This window comes from Lacipirellula parvula, from assembly GCF_009177095.1.
Classification (GTDB): domain Bacteria; phylum Planctomycetota; class Planctomycetia; order Pirellulales; family Lacipirellulaceae; genus Lacipirellula; species Lacipirellula parvula.
In genome coordinates, this window is sequence record NZ_AP021861.1 from 1,842,501 (window position 1) to 1,859,144 (window position 16,644).

18 protein-coding genes (1 of these 18 cut by a window edge) are annotated in these 16,644 nt (G+C 62.6%); 11 read left to right on the top strand and 7 right to left on the bottom strand.

Annotation, left to right across the window (positions count from 1 at the left end):
* The 9 genes from PLANPX_RS07095 to PLANPX_RS07130 all read left to right on the top strand — a co-directional run.
* Positions 1–91 carry the 3' end of a hypothetical protein gene (locus PLANPX_RS07095; RefSeq protein ID WP_152098058.1) on the top strand. 128 nt of this gene lie to the left of the window's left edge, so the window shows 91 of its 219 coding nt (coding positions 129–219); its start codon lies off the left edge, out of view; the stop codon is at positions 89–91.
* A complete protein-coding gene (locus tag PLANPX_RS07100; RefSeq protein ID WP_152098059.1) occupies positions 78–665 on the top strand; it encodes a nucleotidyl transferase AbiEii/AbiGii toxin family protein in 588 nt (195 codons plus the stop codon). Before PLANPX_RS07095 ends, PLANPX_RS07100 begins: the two co-directional genes overlap by 14 nt.
* Before the next feature lie 6 nt (positions 666–671).
* The gene (locus PLANPX_RS07105) at positions 672–1,715 is read left to right on the top strand and encodes a zinc-dependent alcohol dehydrogenase family protein (RefSeq protein ID WP_152098060.1); all 1,044 of its coding nucleotides are present in this window, start codon (positions 672–674) and stop codon (positions 1,713–1,715) included.
* Between the two features lie 337 nt (positions 1,716–2,052).
* On the top strand, positions 2,053–3,606 hold the full coding sequence (locus PLANPX_RS07110) for an OprO/OprP family phosphate-selective porin (protein WP_152098061.1): 1,554 nt from the start codon (positions 2,053–2,055) through the stop codon (positions 3,604–3,606).
* 12 nt (positions 3,607–3,618) lie between these two features.
* Positions 3,619–4,185, top strand: a complete 567-nt coding sequence (locus tag PLANPX_RS07115) for a hypothetical protein (RefSeq protein WP_152098062.1) — start codon at positions 3,619–3,621, stop codon at positions 4,183–4,185.
* A gap of 142 nt (positions 4,186–4,327) precedes the next feature.
* Complete coding sequence (locus PLANPX_RS28210; RefSeq protein ID WP_261344416.1) at positions 4,328–4,462, top strand: hypothetical protein; 135 nt, start codon at positions 4,328–4,330, stop codon at positions 4,460–4,462.
* A gap of 60 nt (positions 4,463–4,522) precedes the next feature.
* The gene (locus PLANPX_RS07120; protein ID WP_152098063.1) at positions 4,523–5,281 is read left to right on the top strand and encodes a (Fe-S)-binding protein; all 759 of its coding nucleotides are present in this window, start codon (positions 4,523–4,525) and stop codon (positions 5,279–5,281) included.
* Positions 5,282–5,376: 95 nt separating this feature from the next.
* Positions 5,377–6,759, top strand: a complete 1,383-nt coding sequence (locus PLANPX_RS07125; RefSeq protein WP_152098064.1) for a lactate utilization protein B — start codon at positions 5,377–5,379, stop codon at positions 6,757–6,759.
* Positions 6,759–7,382 carry a LutC/YkgG family protein gene (locus tag PLANPX_RS07130; RefSeq protein WP_152098065.1) on the top strand — a complete coding sequence of 208 codons (624 nt, stop codon included), beginning with the start codon at positions 6,759–6,761 and terminating at the stop codon, positions 7,380–7,382. Before PLANPX_RS07125 ends, PLANPX_RS07130 begins: the two co-directional genes overlap by 1 nt.
* Here PLANPX_RS07130 and PLANPX_RS07135 read toward each other — a convergent pair.
* From PLANPX_RS07135 to PLANPX_RS07150, 4 genes are all read right to left on the bottom strand, one after another.
* Positions 7,372–8,151, bottom strand: coding sequence for an MOSC domain-containing protein (locus PLANPX_RS07135; protein ID WP_152098066.1), 780 nt, complete (start codon positions 8,149–8,151; stop codon positions 7,372–7,374). The genes PLANPX_RS07130 and PLANPX_RS07135 overlap by 11 nt on opposite strands.
* 157 nt (positions 8,152–8,308) lie before the next feature.
* Positions 8,309–9,025: an HAD family hydrolase gene (locus PLANPX_RS07140; RefSeq protein ID WP_152098067.1), complete on the bottom strand. Its 717-nt coding sequence runs from the start codon at positions 9,023–9,025 to the stop codon at positions 8,309–8,311.
* Positions 9,026–9,400: 375 nt separating this feature from the next.
* Positions 9,401–9,901: a peptide chain release factor family protein gene (locus PLANPX_RS07145; protein WP_172991917.1), complete on the bottom strand. Its 501-nt coding sequence runs from the start codon at positions 9,899–9,901 to the stop codon at positions 9,401–9,403.
* Between the two features lie 187 nt (positions 9,902–10,088).
* Positions 10,089–10,889, bottom strand: coding sequence for an undecaprenyl-diphosphate phosphatase (locus PLANPX_RS07150; protein WP_152098068.1), 801 nt, complete (start codon positions 10,887–10,889; stop codon positions 10,089–10,091).
* A 414-nt stretch (positions 10,890–11,303) separates the two neighbouring features.
* On the opposite strand from PLANPX_RS07150, the gene PLANPX_RS07155 reads away from it, so the two are divergent.
* A complete protein-coding gene (locus PLANPX_RS07155; RefSeq protein ID WP_152098069.1) occupies positions 11,304–12,119 on the top strand; it encodes a DUF4339 domain-containing protein in 816 nt (271 codons plus the stop codon).
* Between the two features lie 125 nt (positions 12,120–12,244).
* On the opposite strand, the gene PLANPX_RS07160 is transcribed toward PLANPX_RS07155, so the two are convergent.
* From PLANPX_RS07160 to PLANPX_RS07170, 3 genes are all read right to left on the bottom strand, one after another.
* Complete coding sequence (locus PLANPX_RS07160; protein WP_152098070.1) at positions 12,245–13,177, bottom strand: hypothetical protein; 933 nt, start codon at positions 13,175–13,177, stop codon at positions 12,245–12,247.
* 124 nt (positions 13,178–13,301) lie between these two features.
* Positions 13,302–14,099, bottom strand: coding sequence for a hypothetical protein (locus PLANPX_RS07165; RefSeq protein WP_152098071.1), 798 nt, complete (start codon positions 14,097–14,099; stop codon positions 13,302–13,304).
* A gap of 297 nt (positions 14,100–14,396) precedes the next feature.
* Positions 14,397–15,419 (bottom strand): DUF3500 domain-containing protein, encoded by a 1,023-nt coding sequence (locus tag PLANPX_RS07170; RefSeq protein ID WP_152098072.1) that lies wholly within the window; start codon positions 15,417–15,419, stop codon positions 14,397–14,399.
* Between the two features lie 193 nt (positions 15,420–15,612).
* Here PLANPX_RS07170 and PLANPX_RS07175 point away from each other — a divergent pair, with 193 nt between their 5' ends.
* Entirely contained in the window at positions 15,613–16,617 is a 1,005-nt protein-coding gene (locus PLANPX_RS07175) for a serine/threonine protein kinase (RefSeq protein ID WP_152098073.1), read from the top strand.
* Positions 16,618–16,644: the final 27 nt, after the last annotated feature.

Here is a 16,644-nt window from a genome sequence, read left to right on the forward strand (position 1 = left end):
GGCTGGCGGGATTCGTTACCGCCACCCCGACTGGTCTGAGTCACAGGTTGAGGCCGAAGTCGCGCGGAGATTGCTTTGTGACGCAGACTGAGCTTCTTGAATTCGCGACGAATCTTTTGGAGCGGCTCGGCATTCCCTACGCAATCGTCGGTTCATTCGCGACTGCCGTTTGGGGTGACGCGAGGATGACTCGCGATATCGACATCGTTGTTCAACTGACGAGCGAACTGACCGATAAGCTGTGCGATGCATTTCCAGCGGACGACTTCTACGTGAGCCGCCCCGCGGCGCATGAAGCGGTTGCACAGCGCGGGCAGTTTAACGTCATTCACTTTCGTTCGAGCAACAAAATTGATTTTATGATTGCCGGTCGCAGCGAATGGGCGGTGCGTCAACTAACGCGGCGGCGTCGGGTTCAGTTTGGTGCAGGCATTGAGGGGTTTGTCGCGGCTCCGGAAGATGTCATCATTGGCAAATTGGTCTACTACCAAGACGGCGGATCGGAGAAACATCTTCGGGATATCGCCGGCATCTTGAGCCAAGATGAAGGAGATTTGGATCGGCGCTACATCGCCGAGGTCGCAACTCTTCTTGGTTTGACAGCGATCTGGGATCGTTTTGCCATTCCCGACGATCCGACTAAGTACCCGACTATCATCGATTGAAGTCGCATGCTCGCTACCTGCTTCGAGAAATTTTCTGGCCCGATCACTGTTGAACATGTTGCCGACCCGGTTGCGTGTGACGACGGCGTCGTCATCGCCGTCCGCGCCGCGGGGGTTTGCCGCAGCGATTGGCATGGCTGGCAGGGCCACGACGCCGACATCGAGTCGCTCCCCCACGTTCCCGGCCACGAATTCGCCGGCGAAGTCGTTGAAATCGGGCGCGACGTCCGCAAGTGGCGCGTCGGCGATCGGGTGACCATGCCGTTCGTCGCTGGGTGCGGGACCTGCCGCGAATGTTCCGCCGGAGCCGCCCAGGTTTGCGATCGACAATTTCAGCCAGGATTTACGGCCTGGGGCGCTTTCGCCGAGGCGGTGGCTGTTCCCTTCGCTGACTACAATCTCGTTGCACTTCATGAATCGCTCGATTTTGTCACTGCCGCCGCGCTCGGTTGCCGCCTGGCGACCGCTTACCGCGCCGTTGCCCTGCAAGGTCGCGCTGCGCCAGGCGAGTGGGTGGCCGTATTTGGATGCGGCGGCGTCGGATTGTCGGCTGTGATGGTCGCCGCGGCGCTAGGCGCGAGACCGATCGCCGTCGATGTCCGCGACGAATCGCTCGCCATGGCGAAAGCATTCGGCGCCGAGCATCTCGTCAACGCTGCATCCACCGACGCTGTTCCTGCTATTCAAGAAATTAGCGACGGCGGCGTGCAACTATCGCTCGACGCTCTCGGCAGCGCCGCCACCGCGGCAAACTCAATCAAATCGCTCCGCAAGCGCGGCCGGCACGTGCAAGTCGGCCTCCTCGCCGGCAGCGAATTCCAGCCGCGACTGCCGATGGAGCTCGTGATCGGCCGGGAACTCGAAATTTACGGCAGCCACGGACTCGCCGCCGCAGACTATTCTCCGCTGCTCGACCTCATCCTGGCAGGGAAGCTGCCCGTCAGCTCGATGGTGAGGAGGAAAATTTCTCTGGCAGAAGCCCCCGCCGCGCTCGTGGCCATGGGCAGCTTCGGCGAGCCAGGAATTACGGTCATTGACCGCTTCGAATAGCAGGCGCACGCATCGTTCTGAGCGCAGCGTAAAATCTCGCGCCTTGAGCAAGCGTCTAGATCCTTCGCTTTGCTCAGAATGACGATTCCAGGCGCCGTAAGGTACGCACGCCTCCGCTAGCAGCGACAGCACTCATTACCTTTGGCGTTGGCCAAAATCTGTTCACCCGTGAAATGTGATGCGGGGAATGGGCGGACTTTTCCGATAGTAGGGATTACTCCGGCCGCCGAGACGCTGCTGGAGCGTTCTCTTTCTTCTCCTCATCACGACGCCGGCTGGAACACCAGAGGTTCGTGGGTATCGATTCTCTTCGTCGGTTCTCAGCGGACTCAGTTCGATGGTGATCCAACTCCAGCCGCTCACCTTTTCGCAAGCTGCACGGCGATTTTTCGCCGACGCGCTGGCGATTATCGCCGTGCTCTGCGGGGGAAGTGCATTGGCGGAGGACTCGCCAGTCGCTCCCGAGCCGGCGCCGTCAACGATTCACGTCGCGCAGCTTGGCGACGGCGACGATGATGACGAGGAGGCCCCGCAACCGTTGCCCCCGGTCAGCGTCATGGAGCAAGAATTCTCGACGCAACCTTACAACATGCCAACTCCGCCGCTCGAACCGCAAATCGAGGGCATCTTGAAGCGGCTCAATGCGCTAGAAAAAGGCGGCGGTCCCAAAAAGCCCGACGTCAATGCGGAACTCAAGAAGGAATTCGACGTTAACGACGGCGTCGGCGATTGGCGCGATCTCTCCGGCGACAAGTGGGCCGTCAAACTCGGCGGCCACATGCAACTCGACAGCATCAACTGGGCCGACGTCGAGAATCCGCCCGTTCCGGCCTACAACTATGTTGAATTCCGCCGCTTGCGACTGCTGGCCGACGGCGTCGGCTACGGCGTTTACGACTTTCGCCTGCAAATCGACATCGAGCCAGAGGGCGAAGACAACGTCACCACCCCGGTCACAGTCATCAAAGACGCCTACCTCACGATGAACGAAATTCCTGTCATCGATCGGTGGCGGATCGGCAACTTCTTCGTGCCGTTCGGCTTGGAGCAAGTCACGAACGATACGAACAACATTTTTCTCGAGCGCTCGATCCCGACGCAGGGCATTTTTACCGCAGATCGCGAAGTCGGCATGGCGATCTACGGCGTCGACGACGCCAAAGATTTTACGTGGACGACGGGCGTCTTCATCGACAGCCTGAGCGAGGCGACCAAGGAACGAATCGACGGCAATCAGGGGCAGCGCGTCAGCGGCCGCCTCACTTATTTGCCGTACTACGACGAACCGTCGAACGGCCGCTACCTGATTCACACCGGCGCCGGCGTGCTTTACACGCACGACCAAGATGAACAGGCCAGATTCCGCGCCCGGCCGCAAATTCACGAAGGGCCGTTCTTCATCGATAGCGGGCTATTTCCCGCGAAGTCGTACACGACGGGCAACATCGAACTCGCCACCGTATGGGGGCCGTTCTCCGTGCAGAGCGAAATGTATCTCTCGAACGTCGATCGCATCAACGACGAGGTGGCGACGATTTCCGGCGCCTACGTCTACTGCAGCTACTTCCTCACCGGTGAGAATCGCATTTACGAACGCTACGGCCAGCATGGCGCCCAATTTGGCCGGAACGTCCCCTACTCGAATTTCTTTCTCACGCCCGGCGGTTGCGGGCCAGGCGCCTGGGAATTCAAGGCTCGTTGGTCGAACCTCACGCTCACGCAACTCGATAGCGGCCAGTACAACGATTTCACGATCGGTTTCAATTGGTACTGGTCTGATCGCGTCCGCACGATGTTCGACTGGATTCATCCAATCACCCGCTACGGCACCACGCCGTATGGCCCGCAGACTGCCGACATCATTGGCATGCGGTTCGATTTCAACTTTTAAGAGGGGTGCAGCATGACAACTAGAAAAACGCTGCTCTTCGTGTTGTTCACGCTGGCGCTTGCCGGCGGAACGAGCGCCCCGACTGCTGTTGCGGGAGAGATCTGCTGCGCGTTGTGCGGCTGCCACGATTCCTGCCAGAAAGTTTGCCGACTTATTTGCGAAGAGAAGAAAGTCGACGTCATCTGTTGGGGCGTGAAGTGCGAGGATTTTTGCGTCCCCGGACCGAGCAAACCGTGCTGCAAGCAGTGTGATATGGTTTGCGATGAGTGCAGCAAGAAAGCGAAGGAGGGCGATCCCCAGCCGACGCCGCATCGGTTTGTGTGGCGCGATTGGATTCCGAGCCCGTACGCGACGATCCACACTAAGAAAAAGTTGATGCAGCGGATCGATACGAAAAAAGTCCCCAGCTATAAGTGGGTCGTCGAAGACCTGTGCAAGAAGTGCGAATCGAAGGCCAAGTCCGCTTCTGTCGCGCCGGGTATGGCCGTGCCGCCGGTTCCGCAGACCGACGCGAAGATTTTGCTTGCCCATGCCGAGGAAGGCCCGGGCCAGGAAAAATCGTCGACGGCGGTGAAATAGGCCGCGGCGGCCAGCAATTGGCGGCATCCGCCTGGGCGAAATGCGGAGTGTATAATTGACCAGAGACGGCCCCGCGACGGTCCGCTCGTCAATTGCTGCCTCGCTTCCGCTACGCCAGTCCCCGCTTTCGCCGAGTTCCGCCGTGGGTTGCCTCGAAGACAAGCCGAAAGAGTGGGACCATCCCGGCAAGTTCAAATGCAAGTCGTGCGGCGCCACGTCGGATAGCAAAAAAAAGATCTGCAAGCCGACGAAGATCGAGAAGAAGAAAAAGGGGTAGGACGCACCGCCCTGCTGGCCGCATCTCGCTTTGCGTTGATCGCTCACTTATAGTGTGCCGATGCGAGTCGGGCTCTTCATTCCCTGCTACATCGACCAGTTCTACCCCCGCGTCGGCATCGCCACGCTGCGGCTGCTGGAACACTTTTGTCCCGGCCAGGTCGAGTTTCCGACGAGCCAAATCTGCTGCGGGCAACCGATGGCGAATTCCGGCTGCGTCTCCGATGCACGTCCCGCGGCCGAACGGTTCGTCGCCACATTCCGCCCCTACGATTACATCGTTGCTCCCAGCGGCAGCTGCGTGTCGATGGTGCGGCATCACTACCATGGACTGGTCGCCGATGAGGCCGCGCTCGCCGAAGTGCAGGCGAAGACGTTTGAGCTCTGCGAATTCCTAACCGACGTCTTGCAAATCGAGCCACCCGCTGGCCGGTTTCCCCACCGCGTCGGCATGCACCAGAGTTGCCACGGCCTGCGCGACCTACGGCTGGGAAAATCGAGCGAGCTGAATGTTGCACCGTTCAACAAAGTCGAGCGGCTACTGTCGAAACTCGACGGGATTGAATACACGCAACCCGATCGCGCCGACGAATGTTGCGGCTTCGGCGGTTCGTTCGCCGTCTACGAAGAAGCGGTCTCGTGTATGATGGGGCGGGATCGGATCTCCGATCACCAGCGCGCGGGCGCCGAGGTTCTCACCGCCGGCGATATGTCTTGTCTGATGCATCTCGACGGTCTGATTCGGCGTGAGCGCCGTCCGTTGCGAGTGCTGCATGTGGCGGAGGTGCTGGTCGAGGGGATGGGGATTGGCGGGGCGTAGGGAGTGGGCGCGGTCTTGTCTGTAGGGGCGCCTTTGATACCCCGGCTTGAAGAGCCGGGGGCTAATGAACGGAGTGGGGGAACCGTTTGGCGACGATGAAAACCTTCGATCATCCCACGGCCGCCGCGGAATTCGTCGCCGACGATGCGCATGCTCACTGGCATGATCAGGCCCTCTGGTTCATTCGGGCCAAGCGCGACAAAGCCTCGCAAACGCTGCCCGAGTGGGAAGTCCTCCGCGAGCGGGCGGCGGCGATCAAGCAGCACACAATCTCGCACCTCGGCGATTACCTCGAAGAGTTCGAACGGAACGCCACGCGGCTCGGCGCCGTCGTCCACTGGGCCCGCGATGCGGCGGAGCACAATGCGATCGTGCATGGCCTGCTGCGCGAGCGGGGCGTGCGCCGGATGGTGAAGAGCAAGTCGATGCTCACCGAAGAGTGCGGCCTTAACCCGTACCTTGAGCAGCAGGGGATCGAGGTCACCGATACCGATCTCGGCGAGTGGATCGTCCAGCTGCGGCGCGAGCACCCAAGCCACATCGTGCTGCCGGCGATTCATATCAAGAAGGAAGAGGTCGGCGAGCTCTTTCACCGTGAACTCGGCACCGACGAAGGCGCGACCGATCCGACGTACCTTACCGAAGCGGCGCGGCACCGCCTGCGGGAAAAGTTTCTGCAGGCTGAGGCGGGGCTGACTGGCGTCAACTTTGGCATTGCCGAGACGGGGGGCTTCGTCGTCTGCACGAACGAAGGAAATTCCGATCTCGGCACGTCGCTGCCGAAGCTGCACATTGCGTCGATGGGGATCGAGAAGCTCGTGCCGCGATTGGATGATCTCGGCGTGTTTTTGCGATTGCTCGCGCGCTCGGCGACGGGGCAGCCGATTACCGCCTACAGCACGCACTACCATGGCCCGCGGCCGGGCTGCGAATTGCACATCGTACTTGTCGACAACGGTCGCACGAAACTGCTCGCGAGCGACGATTTTCGCAACTCGCTACGCTGCATCCGCTGCGGGGCGTGCCTCAACACGTGCCCGGTTTATCGCCGCAGCGGCGGGCATAGTTACGCGGCGTCGGTGGCGGGGCCGATTGGGTCGATCGTCAATCCGTCGCGCGACGCGGCCAAGTACCATACGCTCCCATTTGCTTGCACGCTCTGCGGTTCGTGCGGCGACGTTTGTCCAGTGAAGATCGACCTGCCGAACCAATTGCTCACTTGGCGGCAACGAATCGCGGAGTTGGGGCTGCTTGAGCCATCGAAGCGGCGGTTGATGGGCGTCGCAGGGAAGCTACTGAGCAGTCCGCGGTTGTACGCATTCGCCGGAAGTGCGGGACGAACGGTGCTGCGTTGGGCGCCGCGATGGTTGTTGTACAACCGGTTCAATCCGTGGGGCAGGCAGCGCGAGTTGCCGACGCCGCCAGATGAGAGTTTCCGGCAGTGGCATGCTCGTCGCGGACGCGGAGGTAAGTCGTGATGAGCAGCGCCGCCCGCGAACAGATTCTGCGAGACGTCCGCCGTTCGTTGCCGGCCGAGGCGCCGCGGCCGGCGCTTGACGGCGAGTGGATTCGCTACGCAGACCCTTACGCCCAGTTTTTTGAAACGCTGCGCGGCGTCGGCGGGGCAGGGCGGATCGTCACTGGCGAGACTCAACTTCGGGAGGAAGTGGAGCGCGTCATCGAGTCGCTTGGCGCCAAGGATATCTGCTCCGTCATTCCGGCTGCGGCGGCGGGAAACGTCGATCTCGCTGCGGTCGATGATCCGCATCAACTCGCGGGCGTCGATCTTGCGATTCTCCCTGGCGAACTCGCGGTCGCGGAGAACGCCGCGGTGTGGGTGACGAACGCCCGAGTGGGGCAGCGCGTCGCGTACTTTCTGTCGCAGCATGTGGTACTCGTCGTGCCGCACGATCGCATCGTGAACAACATGCACGAAGCGTACGAGTGGCTTCACCGTACGGCCGGTTCTGCCGGTCTGTTCGCCGCGGCGACCTGGGGGACGTTCATGTCCGGGCCGTCGAAAACGGCGGATATCGAGCAGGCGCTGGTCATCGGCGCTCATGGGGCACGGTCGCTCCATGTGTTCTTGCTCAAGCCGTGACGTGAAGTTCGTCGCCGAGGCGAAGCGTCATTGCGCCGGCATGCGTTGGGTCGAGCGACGTGTTGAGCGTCAGTCGATAAAAATGGTTGAATGCATCCGCTGGAGCCCAGGCTGGGAGCTCGGCCTGACGATGAGCGGAAAACGCCTTAGCGAATCCTGAGATGATTTCTCCCGTGAGCGAATCGCGGGACGGAACGGCGCACCGCTGGCAGGGCGTGCGGCCGCGGAGCAGTACGTCGCCGAGCGTGAACGGCGTCGGGCCCGTGTCGGTGGCGACGAGGCGGTCCTCCCAAAACGGCTCAGTCGCGTCGATTTCGAGATTCGTGCGGAAGCGGCGGCGGACTTCGTCGAGTTCTAGGCCAAACCACTCGGCGACGCGCTCGAGCGAGCTAACGCTCACCAGCGTCGGCCCCGAGGCGTCGGCGTCGTCGGGAAAACCGATCGCTTGGTTCTCGATCAGCAGGCACTTGCGGCCGATCGCTTCGCTGAGCCACTCGCCGGCGCGATCGACGGCCGCGGGAAGCTCGAAGCTGGCGGGTTCCAAGTTCGGGTGATGGAACGTGACGACTGCCGCGTTCTGTTCGAATGCGGCGCGAATCGGATGAATCGCGGGAGTTCGTTTGCCATTGACGAATTGCCGCATCGGATTGACGATCGCCCACCGCCGATCGCCGACGATCGGGCCGGTCGGCATCAAGTCGGCAGCGTCGACCGCGTAGCCGTCGAGCGACTTGATCGGGTAGATCGTGATGCGCGTGAGGCGTGGCATAAAGGCGTGCACTTCACCAATCGATTGCTTCTTTTGGCTTCCTCCCCCTAGTGGGGAGGGCTGGGGAGAGGGAGTGAACGTTGGTACCAGCTACTGCCACCCCTCTCTAACCCTCCCCATCGAGGGGAGGGGACCCAAACATTTTTATATCTAACCGCTACGACCTCATCGCACGTTCGATTTCTGCGAGCAATGGCCGTGCGTCGGAGAGATCTTCGAGCAACAAGTCGGGCTTCGCCGCTGCGAGTTCTTCGCGCGTCGCGCCGCCGGTCGGCACGGCGACGGCAAACGCGCCGATCGATCGTGCGCAGGTGACGTCGTGCACTGTGTCGCCGATGACCATCGCGCCCGATAGTTCGCAAACTTCTAGGCCACGCGATTCCTGCCACTCGGCGTTTGCGACGCGCTGCGCTTCTGCGAGCGCTGCCGCGGCGATGCCGTTACGATCGGGCGAAGCATCGCCGAAACCACCGAACGAAAAATGCTCGGCAAGACCGTAGTGCTGCAATTTGTGATCGGCGCCTTCGCGGATGTTGCCGGTCAGCAGGCCGATGAGCGGATGGCCGGCGGCGGCGAGTTCCTCCAGTAGGGCGACGACGCCGGGGAGGACGCGGCCCGATTTACGCTTGAGCGCCGACGGCAAACGCTCGAGGTAGCCGGCTCGGAAGCGGCGCCAATTTTCGTCGTGCGGATCGACGCCGTGGAGTCGCATCAGGTCGCTGGCGATCGCCCGATCGCTGCGGCCGGCGAAGGGAACTTTGCCGCTCAACTCGTCGACGCCGAACTCAGCGGCGAACGTTTCGGCGAACGCCAATTGGCCGGCGCCGCCGGTGGAGACGAGGGTTCCGTCGATGTCGAACAGGATGGCGTACACGGGCGATTGGCCTGGAGTGAAGTGGCTTGTTGGTGTCGTGTCGCGTTGCGTCAGAGCGAGAATGCGATTTTAGGCGACACTAAGGATTTGTTGTAAGTTGTTTTGCGAGAGCGATTTACAGCTGATGTCGTGTTCTTGGTGTCGCATTTGAGGCGACATCAAGCGTGGGCTCTTTGTGCAAGCGGCTCACTGGTTGTGACTGCTTTTCTAGTCCCGGGCTCCGCCCGGGGGTGGCGTGAGTTGCGCGTACGGCAACGTCTCTCGAAGTGGAGACCGACCCCCGGGCGGAGCCAGGGCTAGAAATTCACGCTGTCGGACTGCAAGTCCAACCTACCTGTTGGGCGGCCGAAAGCAATCCGCCAGTTTCTGCCAGCGCTAGCGGTAGGGGTGCAGGCCGCGTTCGGTTTGAGCACGGTTGAGCAGCACCAGGGCTCGCGGTTCTTGCTGGAGGAACTTGACGAGCTGCGAGGTCGAGACGCCGAGGCGTTCGGCCGTGGCGGGGGCGGCCCAGTTGGCGGCGTCGAGGGCGTCGAGGGCTTCGGCGAGGAGGGCGGGGAAGTCGTCGTGCGATGTGCTGACGGTGATTCGTTGGCCGTTGGCGCGGCTTTGCCACAGCGGGGAGGGGGCGGCTGTCGTTTCTTCGCTTCGCACGGCGAGGGCGAGTTCGACTTGGAGCCGGTGTTTGGCCTGAGCGAGATTCTCGGCCTGGCTGCGGCGCTCCGAGGCTTCGCCGCGGACGCCGGTCGGCAGATGGGTGATCACGATCGCCGTTTCGGTTTTGTTGCGATGCTGGCCGCCGGGGCCGGAGCCGCGGGTGCGCGTGACTTGGCACTCGGTGAGGAGTTCGTCGATCGGCAGTGCGGCGGGGTGGGGCATGGAAATGCTAACCACAATGAAATGCCAACCACAAAGACACGACAGGCACGAAGGAACACGAAGAAGAGGCTGTCGAAGACGACTTATTCAGGATTTCTTCGTGCGTCTTTGTGTTCGTCGTGTCTTCGTGGTGAATGATCTGGGAATTAGCCCTTTTATACCGCTCCAGCCGGTCGTTGACCGGCGGCTACTTGAGGAGTTGCCAACTGGTGACGGCGATGCCAAGGGGGACGAGGTAGTAGACGAATAGTTCCAGCCGGCCGCGGCGGAGCATTCGTAGGAGGACCCAGAGGGCGGCGATGCCGACTAACATCGAAACGATGAAGCCAAGGGCGAGTGTGGGGATGGGGGTGCTCGTAGTTCCTTTATCGACCGCGTCTTTGATCTTCAGCAGTCCGGCGCCGCCGATAACGGGTATTGCCATCAAAAACGAGAACGTCGCCGCCGCTTCGCGCCGCAAGCCGAGGCCGACGCCGCTGGAAATCGTCAGGCCGCTCCGCGAAACGCCGGGCAAAATCGCAGCGGCTTGAAAGAAACCAATCACGACTGCTTTCCACGTGGGCGTGTCGGGGTAGTCGATCTCCCCCTCTTTCGTACGGCCGAGCCACCACAGGGCGGCGGCCGTGATGAAGAAGCCGAAGCCGGCGAACAGCGGGCTTTCGAGGAGCCACTTCGTCGTTTCGTCGGGAAGGCCTTTCTCGATGCCGACGCCGATAATGCCGGCCGGAATCGTGGCGGCGATCAGCGGGAGGATGGCGCGGCGGTTCGTCGTGAGCAGCCGGATAATCTCGCGGCGGTAGAAAATGAGCACCGAGGCGAGCGTGCCAAGGTGGAGGACGATCGTCGTTTCGAGCAGGTCGGGGACTTCGCCCTTGCCGCCGGCTTGCAGCAACGCGTTGACCACCGCGAGATGCCCGTCGCTGGAGATCGGCAGGAATTCGGTAATGCCCTGGACGATCGCCAGGAGGATCATTTCAAAAATGGACATAGTAGCCGCCGGTCAACGACCGGCCGGAGCGGTTCTGGGTGGACGTGGGGATTTACCACGAAGGCACGGAGGGCGCGAAGACGCACGAAGGAACGCTGAAGTAAGGAGGAAGATTGGGGATTCTCCCTTATTCCTGCTTCAAAACTTGGTGCTGCTTCGTGACCTTGGTGTCTTTGTGGTGAAACAAACTGGGTCGCTCCGGCGGCTCGTTGAGCCGCGGCTGGCGGTGGCTGCGGGACGTATCACTATAGCTTTTTAACGGCGGGTGGGGCTGGGGGGATTTTTCGGGCCGATCGGGCTGGCCGACGCTTGGCGGCTCGATCGCAGGTTGGCCCGCCACCAGGCGGGGGATAGACTGGAGAGACGGCTCACGTCGCGTTTTGCGGCGGGCTTCGGTAGCGAACAGGAAGCGGCATGGGCGTGCGGTTTGAGTGTCCCGCGGGGCACAAACTTCATGTGAAGGCAGAACTGGCCGGCAAGCGTGGAATTTGCCCTGAGTGCGGGGTGAAGTTCATCGTGCCGAGCTTCAGCGGCCAGCGCGTGCCCGAAGATAACGGGCCGCCCGAAGGGACGACCGCGACTGTTTCTGGACCCGGGGCGACTTCTTCGACCGCCACCCCGCCAATTGCGAAGACGGTGCCGGGCGCTCAGCCGCCGCCGGCAGCGGTGGAAACGGCCACCTGGTACATTCGCCCAGCGAGCGGCGGGCAGTATGGCCCGGCCGATGACGCGACGTTCGCTCAGTGGGTGACCGAGGGCCGCGTCGCCGCCGACAGCTGGGTGTGGCGCGACGGCTGGGCCGATTGGAAAGCTGGGGGCGAAGCGCTCCGCGACTTCAAGCGCCGGCCCGCAGCGAGCGCTTCGCCAACGCCTGCAGCTTCAGATCTTTTCGAATCGAACTTCGACGTCGAAGAGCCGATGCCGGCAATCGGCGTGACAACGGCGACGGCTGCCGCGCACATCGAACCGACAAGCGCCGATGCCCGCCGTGCGGAGACGCGGCGACGGAAGCAACAGGTGCGGATGTTTTCGATCGTGCTGTCGATTGTCGCGCTGGTGATGTTGGCGGCGCTGGTGTTCGTGTTGTCGCGCGGCGGGGAGGAAGAGACGCCTGCGGACGAGAAGAAGCCTGCAGTGGCTCCGCCGGCGGCGACGGAACCTGCCGCAGTGCAACCTGCGCCGGAAGCGGCGCCGGTCGAGCCGCCTGTGGCGGGCGCCGTCGCGGAATGAGTGGGCTGCTTGCGACGCATTGAGTCAATAGAGACCGGCATCTCTGTCGGCGTCTTGCTGCTTACTCGTGCGGATGAGTTTGCACGCTGTTGCGAGGTTCGCTCCGGCCGGTCGTTGACCGGCGGCTACTGCGCCGTGGCTAGTTCGCGCGTGGGGCGGAGTTCTGGCGGTTCGACAAACGCGGCTGTGGCGGTTAGCATCGCGGCGGCGAACGGGACCCAGCCGCTGGCCAATGCGAACGACAGCCACACGAACCCGCCGACGATCACGACGATCGGGCGGGCCAGGCGCAGCCAGACGACGAACGGCATCAGCAGCAGATAGAGCGTGATGATGTGGCTCCACGCGGCGACGATGCGGGGGTGATCGGCCAGGCCGCTGAGGTCGATGAGCGGCATGTTTGGGCGGCCGGCGGCGAGCCAGATGCCTTCTCCGCTCCACCACGCCGACTCGGGAGCGGCAAGTTGGGCCCAGCCCATCATCAGGCAGGCGAGCGCGATGTGGATCTGGATCAGCCGCAGCGAAATCGTGCTGAAGGCTGACGGCGGGGCGGGGAGAGGCGAGTTCGTGGTGTGGCGACGCCAAACGGCCTTCAGCGAAAACATGTCGTCGGCTTGGCCGATGCACAGGTAGACGAGAATGAACGACAGGATCGATTCGAATTCGCCAGTCACCAGCGGACCGCGGGCGAAGAAACTGAAGGCGGCGACCGTCGCGGCGAGGGCCGAGAACCGTCCGCCGATGCCGAGCGTGAACAGGCCGATGACGACGAGGGCCAAGTAATAGGCTGGCCACAGCAAGTTCGCAGGCACGTAAAACAACAGCGACCACTGGCCAGGGTAGAGGTTCCGCACCATGTCGAGCGGCAGCATGCCGCCCTCGCCAAACCAGACTTCGAGGTCGGGGGCGTAGGTCGCCACGGCGTAGAACGCGAGCAAGCCGGCGGCGATGCGGATGAATCCCAATGTGGCGGCCGACGACGGCGTGAACCAAAACCGGTTCCACGCGGCGCCGACGGAGGCGTTCAGATCGTTGATGTAGTTGGTAACGGCTTGCATATCGAAGTCCCCCTCCCTTGCAGGGAGGGGCTAGGGGAGGGATTTTTTTGGTAGCTGTCAGCGGTTAGCTTTCAGCGATCAGCCATGCGGGAGAAGTCGCTTCCCGCACAATCGGCGAGGGCGATCAGTCTCCGGAGATTGCTTCGCTATTAGCTGCAGGCGATGCCGCCGGCGCTTCGATTTTGGGCAGCGCGGGAATCGCTACTTCTTCCGCATCCTCTGACTTCGTCACCAGCGAACGCTGGCCGAGGGCCGCTTCGCGGATCCCTTGGTAATGCTCTTCGAGCGGATCCCACACCATGAAAATCTTGATCGGCGGCGGCAGCGGCTTTTCGACGACCTGCTGCTTGAGGCCTCCCTCGCGCATCACGTAGGCGTAGGTGATGTCGGCCTCGATCGCCCGCGGCAGCCGCTTTGAAGGAAGCTTCACGCAGCGGAGCAGGTACGATTCTTTCGGCAGCTCTTCGGCGGCGACCCAGCGACCGGCGACCTGCAGCGGCAAGCTCGTGCGGAGGTCGTTGTTCTCTTCGAACAGATCGTCGAAGAACGCCACGTGGTAGGCAAGTTGCTGATAACGCTGCCGACGGATGCGGAGCTGGGCGTCGTCGTCGGGAAGTTCGGCGAGGACGGCGTTGGGATCGTTCGGGGCGGCGTCGACCTTCACCAGCTGCAGGCGGTGAACGCCGTCGTCGTCTTCGACGCCGGCGAGATGGAAGTCGTAGGCCAAATCCATCATCAACGCGCGGAGATATTGCCGGGCGATGGGGACGTTGCGGAGCGATTGGCCGACGAGCGATTTGCCGCCGCCAATGTTGATGGCGACGCCGATCAACAGGCAGAAGAGCTGGAGGATGATCAGCACCGTGGCGATGCTCTGCCAAGCCGGCGGCGAGGGGGCGGCAGCGGGACGCTTGGAGGGCATAGTCAGCTGGCTACGGCAGGAAAGGTGACGGCAAACCACCCAGCGTAGGCCGTTAGGGACTCGGATTCAACCGGCATTCGTTGTCGCCGCGGGGCAACGACCCGCCGGAGCGGCAGAGCGGATTCTCCCCATAATTCTCACCACGAAGGCACGAAGGGCACTGAGCGGCACGAAGGCAGGGAGTTCGGCTCGCTCAGCCGGCTTAAATCTGACATTCTTTGTGCGTCTTCGTACTCTTTGCGGTTTTGTGGTGAGCATTGGCGAGAGACGCTCCGGCCGGTCGTTGACCGGCGGCTGCTAGGCGTTCAGTTTCACACTCGGATTGTCGGCGATATTGACCCAGGTGTGGACGTGGGGCGCTCCGCGGAAGTGCCAGACGAACGACGGGCCTTCGAGCCGCCAGTTGTCCCAGACTTTGTCGTTGCCGATGTCGCCCGGCTGGTAGAAGGCGAGGCTGCAGGCGTCGAGGCCTCCTTGGGCGCTGAGGCAGGCGAGGGCTTCGTCGCGGTCGCTTTGGCGGAAGGGTTCGATCAGCTTGCGGAGCACTTCCTGCACGCGGGCTTTCTGGTCGGCGGAAAATTCCGTCACCGGAATGCCGTCGAACTGGCCCTTGGCGCCCCGAAAGGCGACTTGCGATTCGCCGGGCAATCGCTTCACCAGCGCGAGTTGCTGTTGCTTGCCGTCGAGCGCCTGGTAAAGCGAGTTGGCCTCCAACGCCTGCGACCAGAAGACGCTCCCTTCGTGGCTGGCGTCGTCTTCCTGCGTGCTGGTCGGATCGTGGCCATAGAAGATCGGCCCGCCGAAGGCGATATGCTCGGCCGAATTGCCGTCGCAGCGGAGCGTCATGTGGCGACCAGTAAGGACGAGTTCGCTTGGCCCGTCGCCCGGCGTGCCGAAGATCGCGATGCTGTTGTTAGCGCCAAAGCCGCCGGCGTCGTCGTCTTGCTGTCGGTCGTAGCGCTCATGCCATTCGGGGGCGATGATGCCGCGATAAATGGCGTGGACGAGTTCCTGCTGCTCGGGCGTGTAAAACTTGCTGTCGACGACCTCGTCGGTGATGTTCCAGTTGGCCGAGACGCGGGTGCGTAGCAGGCCCCACTCGGGATGCTGGTGGTCCCACGCGAAGCAAACTCGCTCGCGCTGGCCGGGCGTGAGCGATTCGAACAGCAGCTTTACGAGCGACTCCGGTGCAGGCGGGCTGGCGAGCGGTGCGTCCGTGGCGAACGCGAGGAGGGGCACGCAAGCGGCAGCGCCGAGGGCGAGGGCCGAGTGTCCGGCCTTATGGAAGAATTCACGCCGATCGAGGGGAGAGCGGGGCATTGCGCGACTCCGGGGCATGGGAGGAGATGCTTTGATTAGAACCGATAGGACCGGTGGCATAAAGGCAAGACCGGAGGCATAAAGCCTCCGGCTCGCTGGGGGATTGGACATCGCCGGGCGTCGCTTGCTGGTCTTGGGGGGGCGGTTTACTACACTTACAGTACGACGACACCAACATTGCGAGCCTGTTGCCATGTCCAACTTTCGTCCTCAGAAGCCTGCCGATGCGTCGAAGCAGGATGCCTATCCTCACATCTACGTGAAGGATACCGACACTGACCTGCCAAGCTTCCAGACGACTGGTTTTGGACGCTACAGCGATTTCCATCCGCTCGCGGTCGGTGGTTCGGCCCAACTGCGGACGTGCCGCGACAAGACGCTAGGTCGGACGGTGGTGATGAAGACGCTCCACCCCCACCTCGCGAACAACGCCTACATGCAGTCGCGGTTTCTGCGCGAGGCCCGCGTCACCGCGCAGCTGCAACACCCGGTGACGGTGCCGGTGTACGACTTGGGCCGCGATCTGGAGGACCGCCTCTACTTCACGATGAAGAAAGTCGAGGGCGAGACGGTCCGCGGCATCATCGAACGGCAAGCCGATGGCGACGCCCAGGCGATTGAGCACTTCGGCCTGGAGCGGATGCTCGGCGTATTGATCCAAGTTTGCAACGGCTTGTCGTACGCCCACGCCCACGGCGTCGTCCATCGCGACGTAAAGCCGGAAAACATTCTCGTCGGTTCGTTCGGCGAGGCGGTGCTGCTCGACTGGGGCGTCGCCAAGGTTTGGAACGACGAGGAGAGCGAGAGCGACGCGCGGATGATGGAGCATCAGATTCTCACCGACGTTAGCCAACGGCCGGGCACGCCGCTCTACATGTCGCCGGAGCAGGTCCGCGGCGGCAGCGACGACATCGATGCGCGGACCGACGTCTACAGCGCGGGGGCTGTGCTGTACGAGATTCTGACGCTCACCGAGCCGCTGCGGGGGAAGCAGATTCAGGAGACGTTCGAAAAGATTGCGAACGAGATGCCGCCGCCGCCGCGCGAGCGAGCGCCGCAGCGGCAGATTCCTGCGGCGCTGGCCGACATCGCGATGACGGCAATGGCCAAGCGGCCGGAAGATCGCTTCGAAACAATGGAAGCGATGATCGAAGCGATCCGCAACTTCCGCGGGCGGGCGTTGGTCTCGGCCGGGTAGCCGCCGGTCAACGACCGGCCGGGGCGC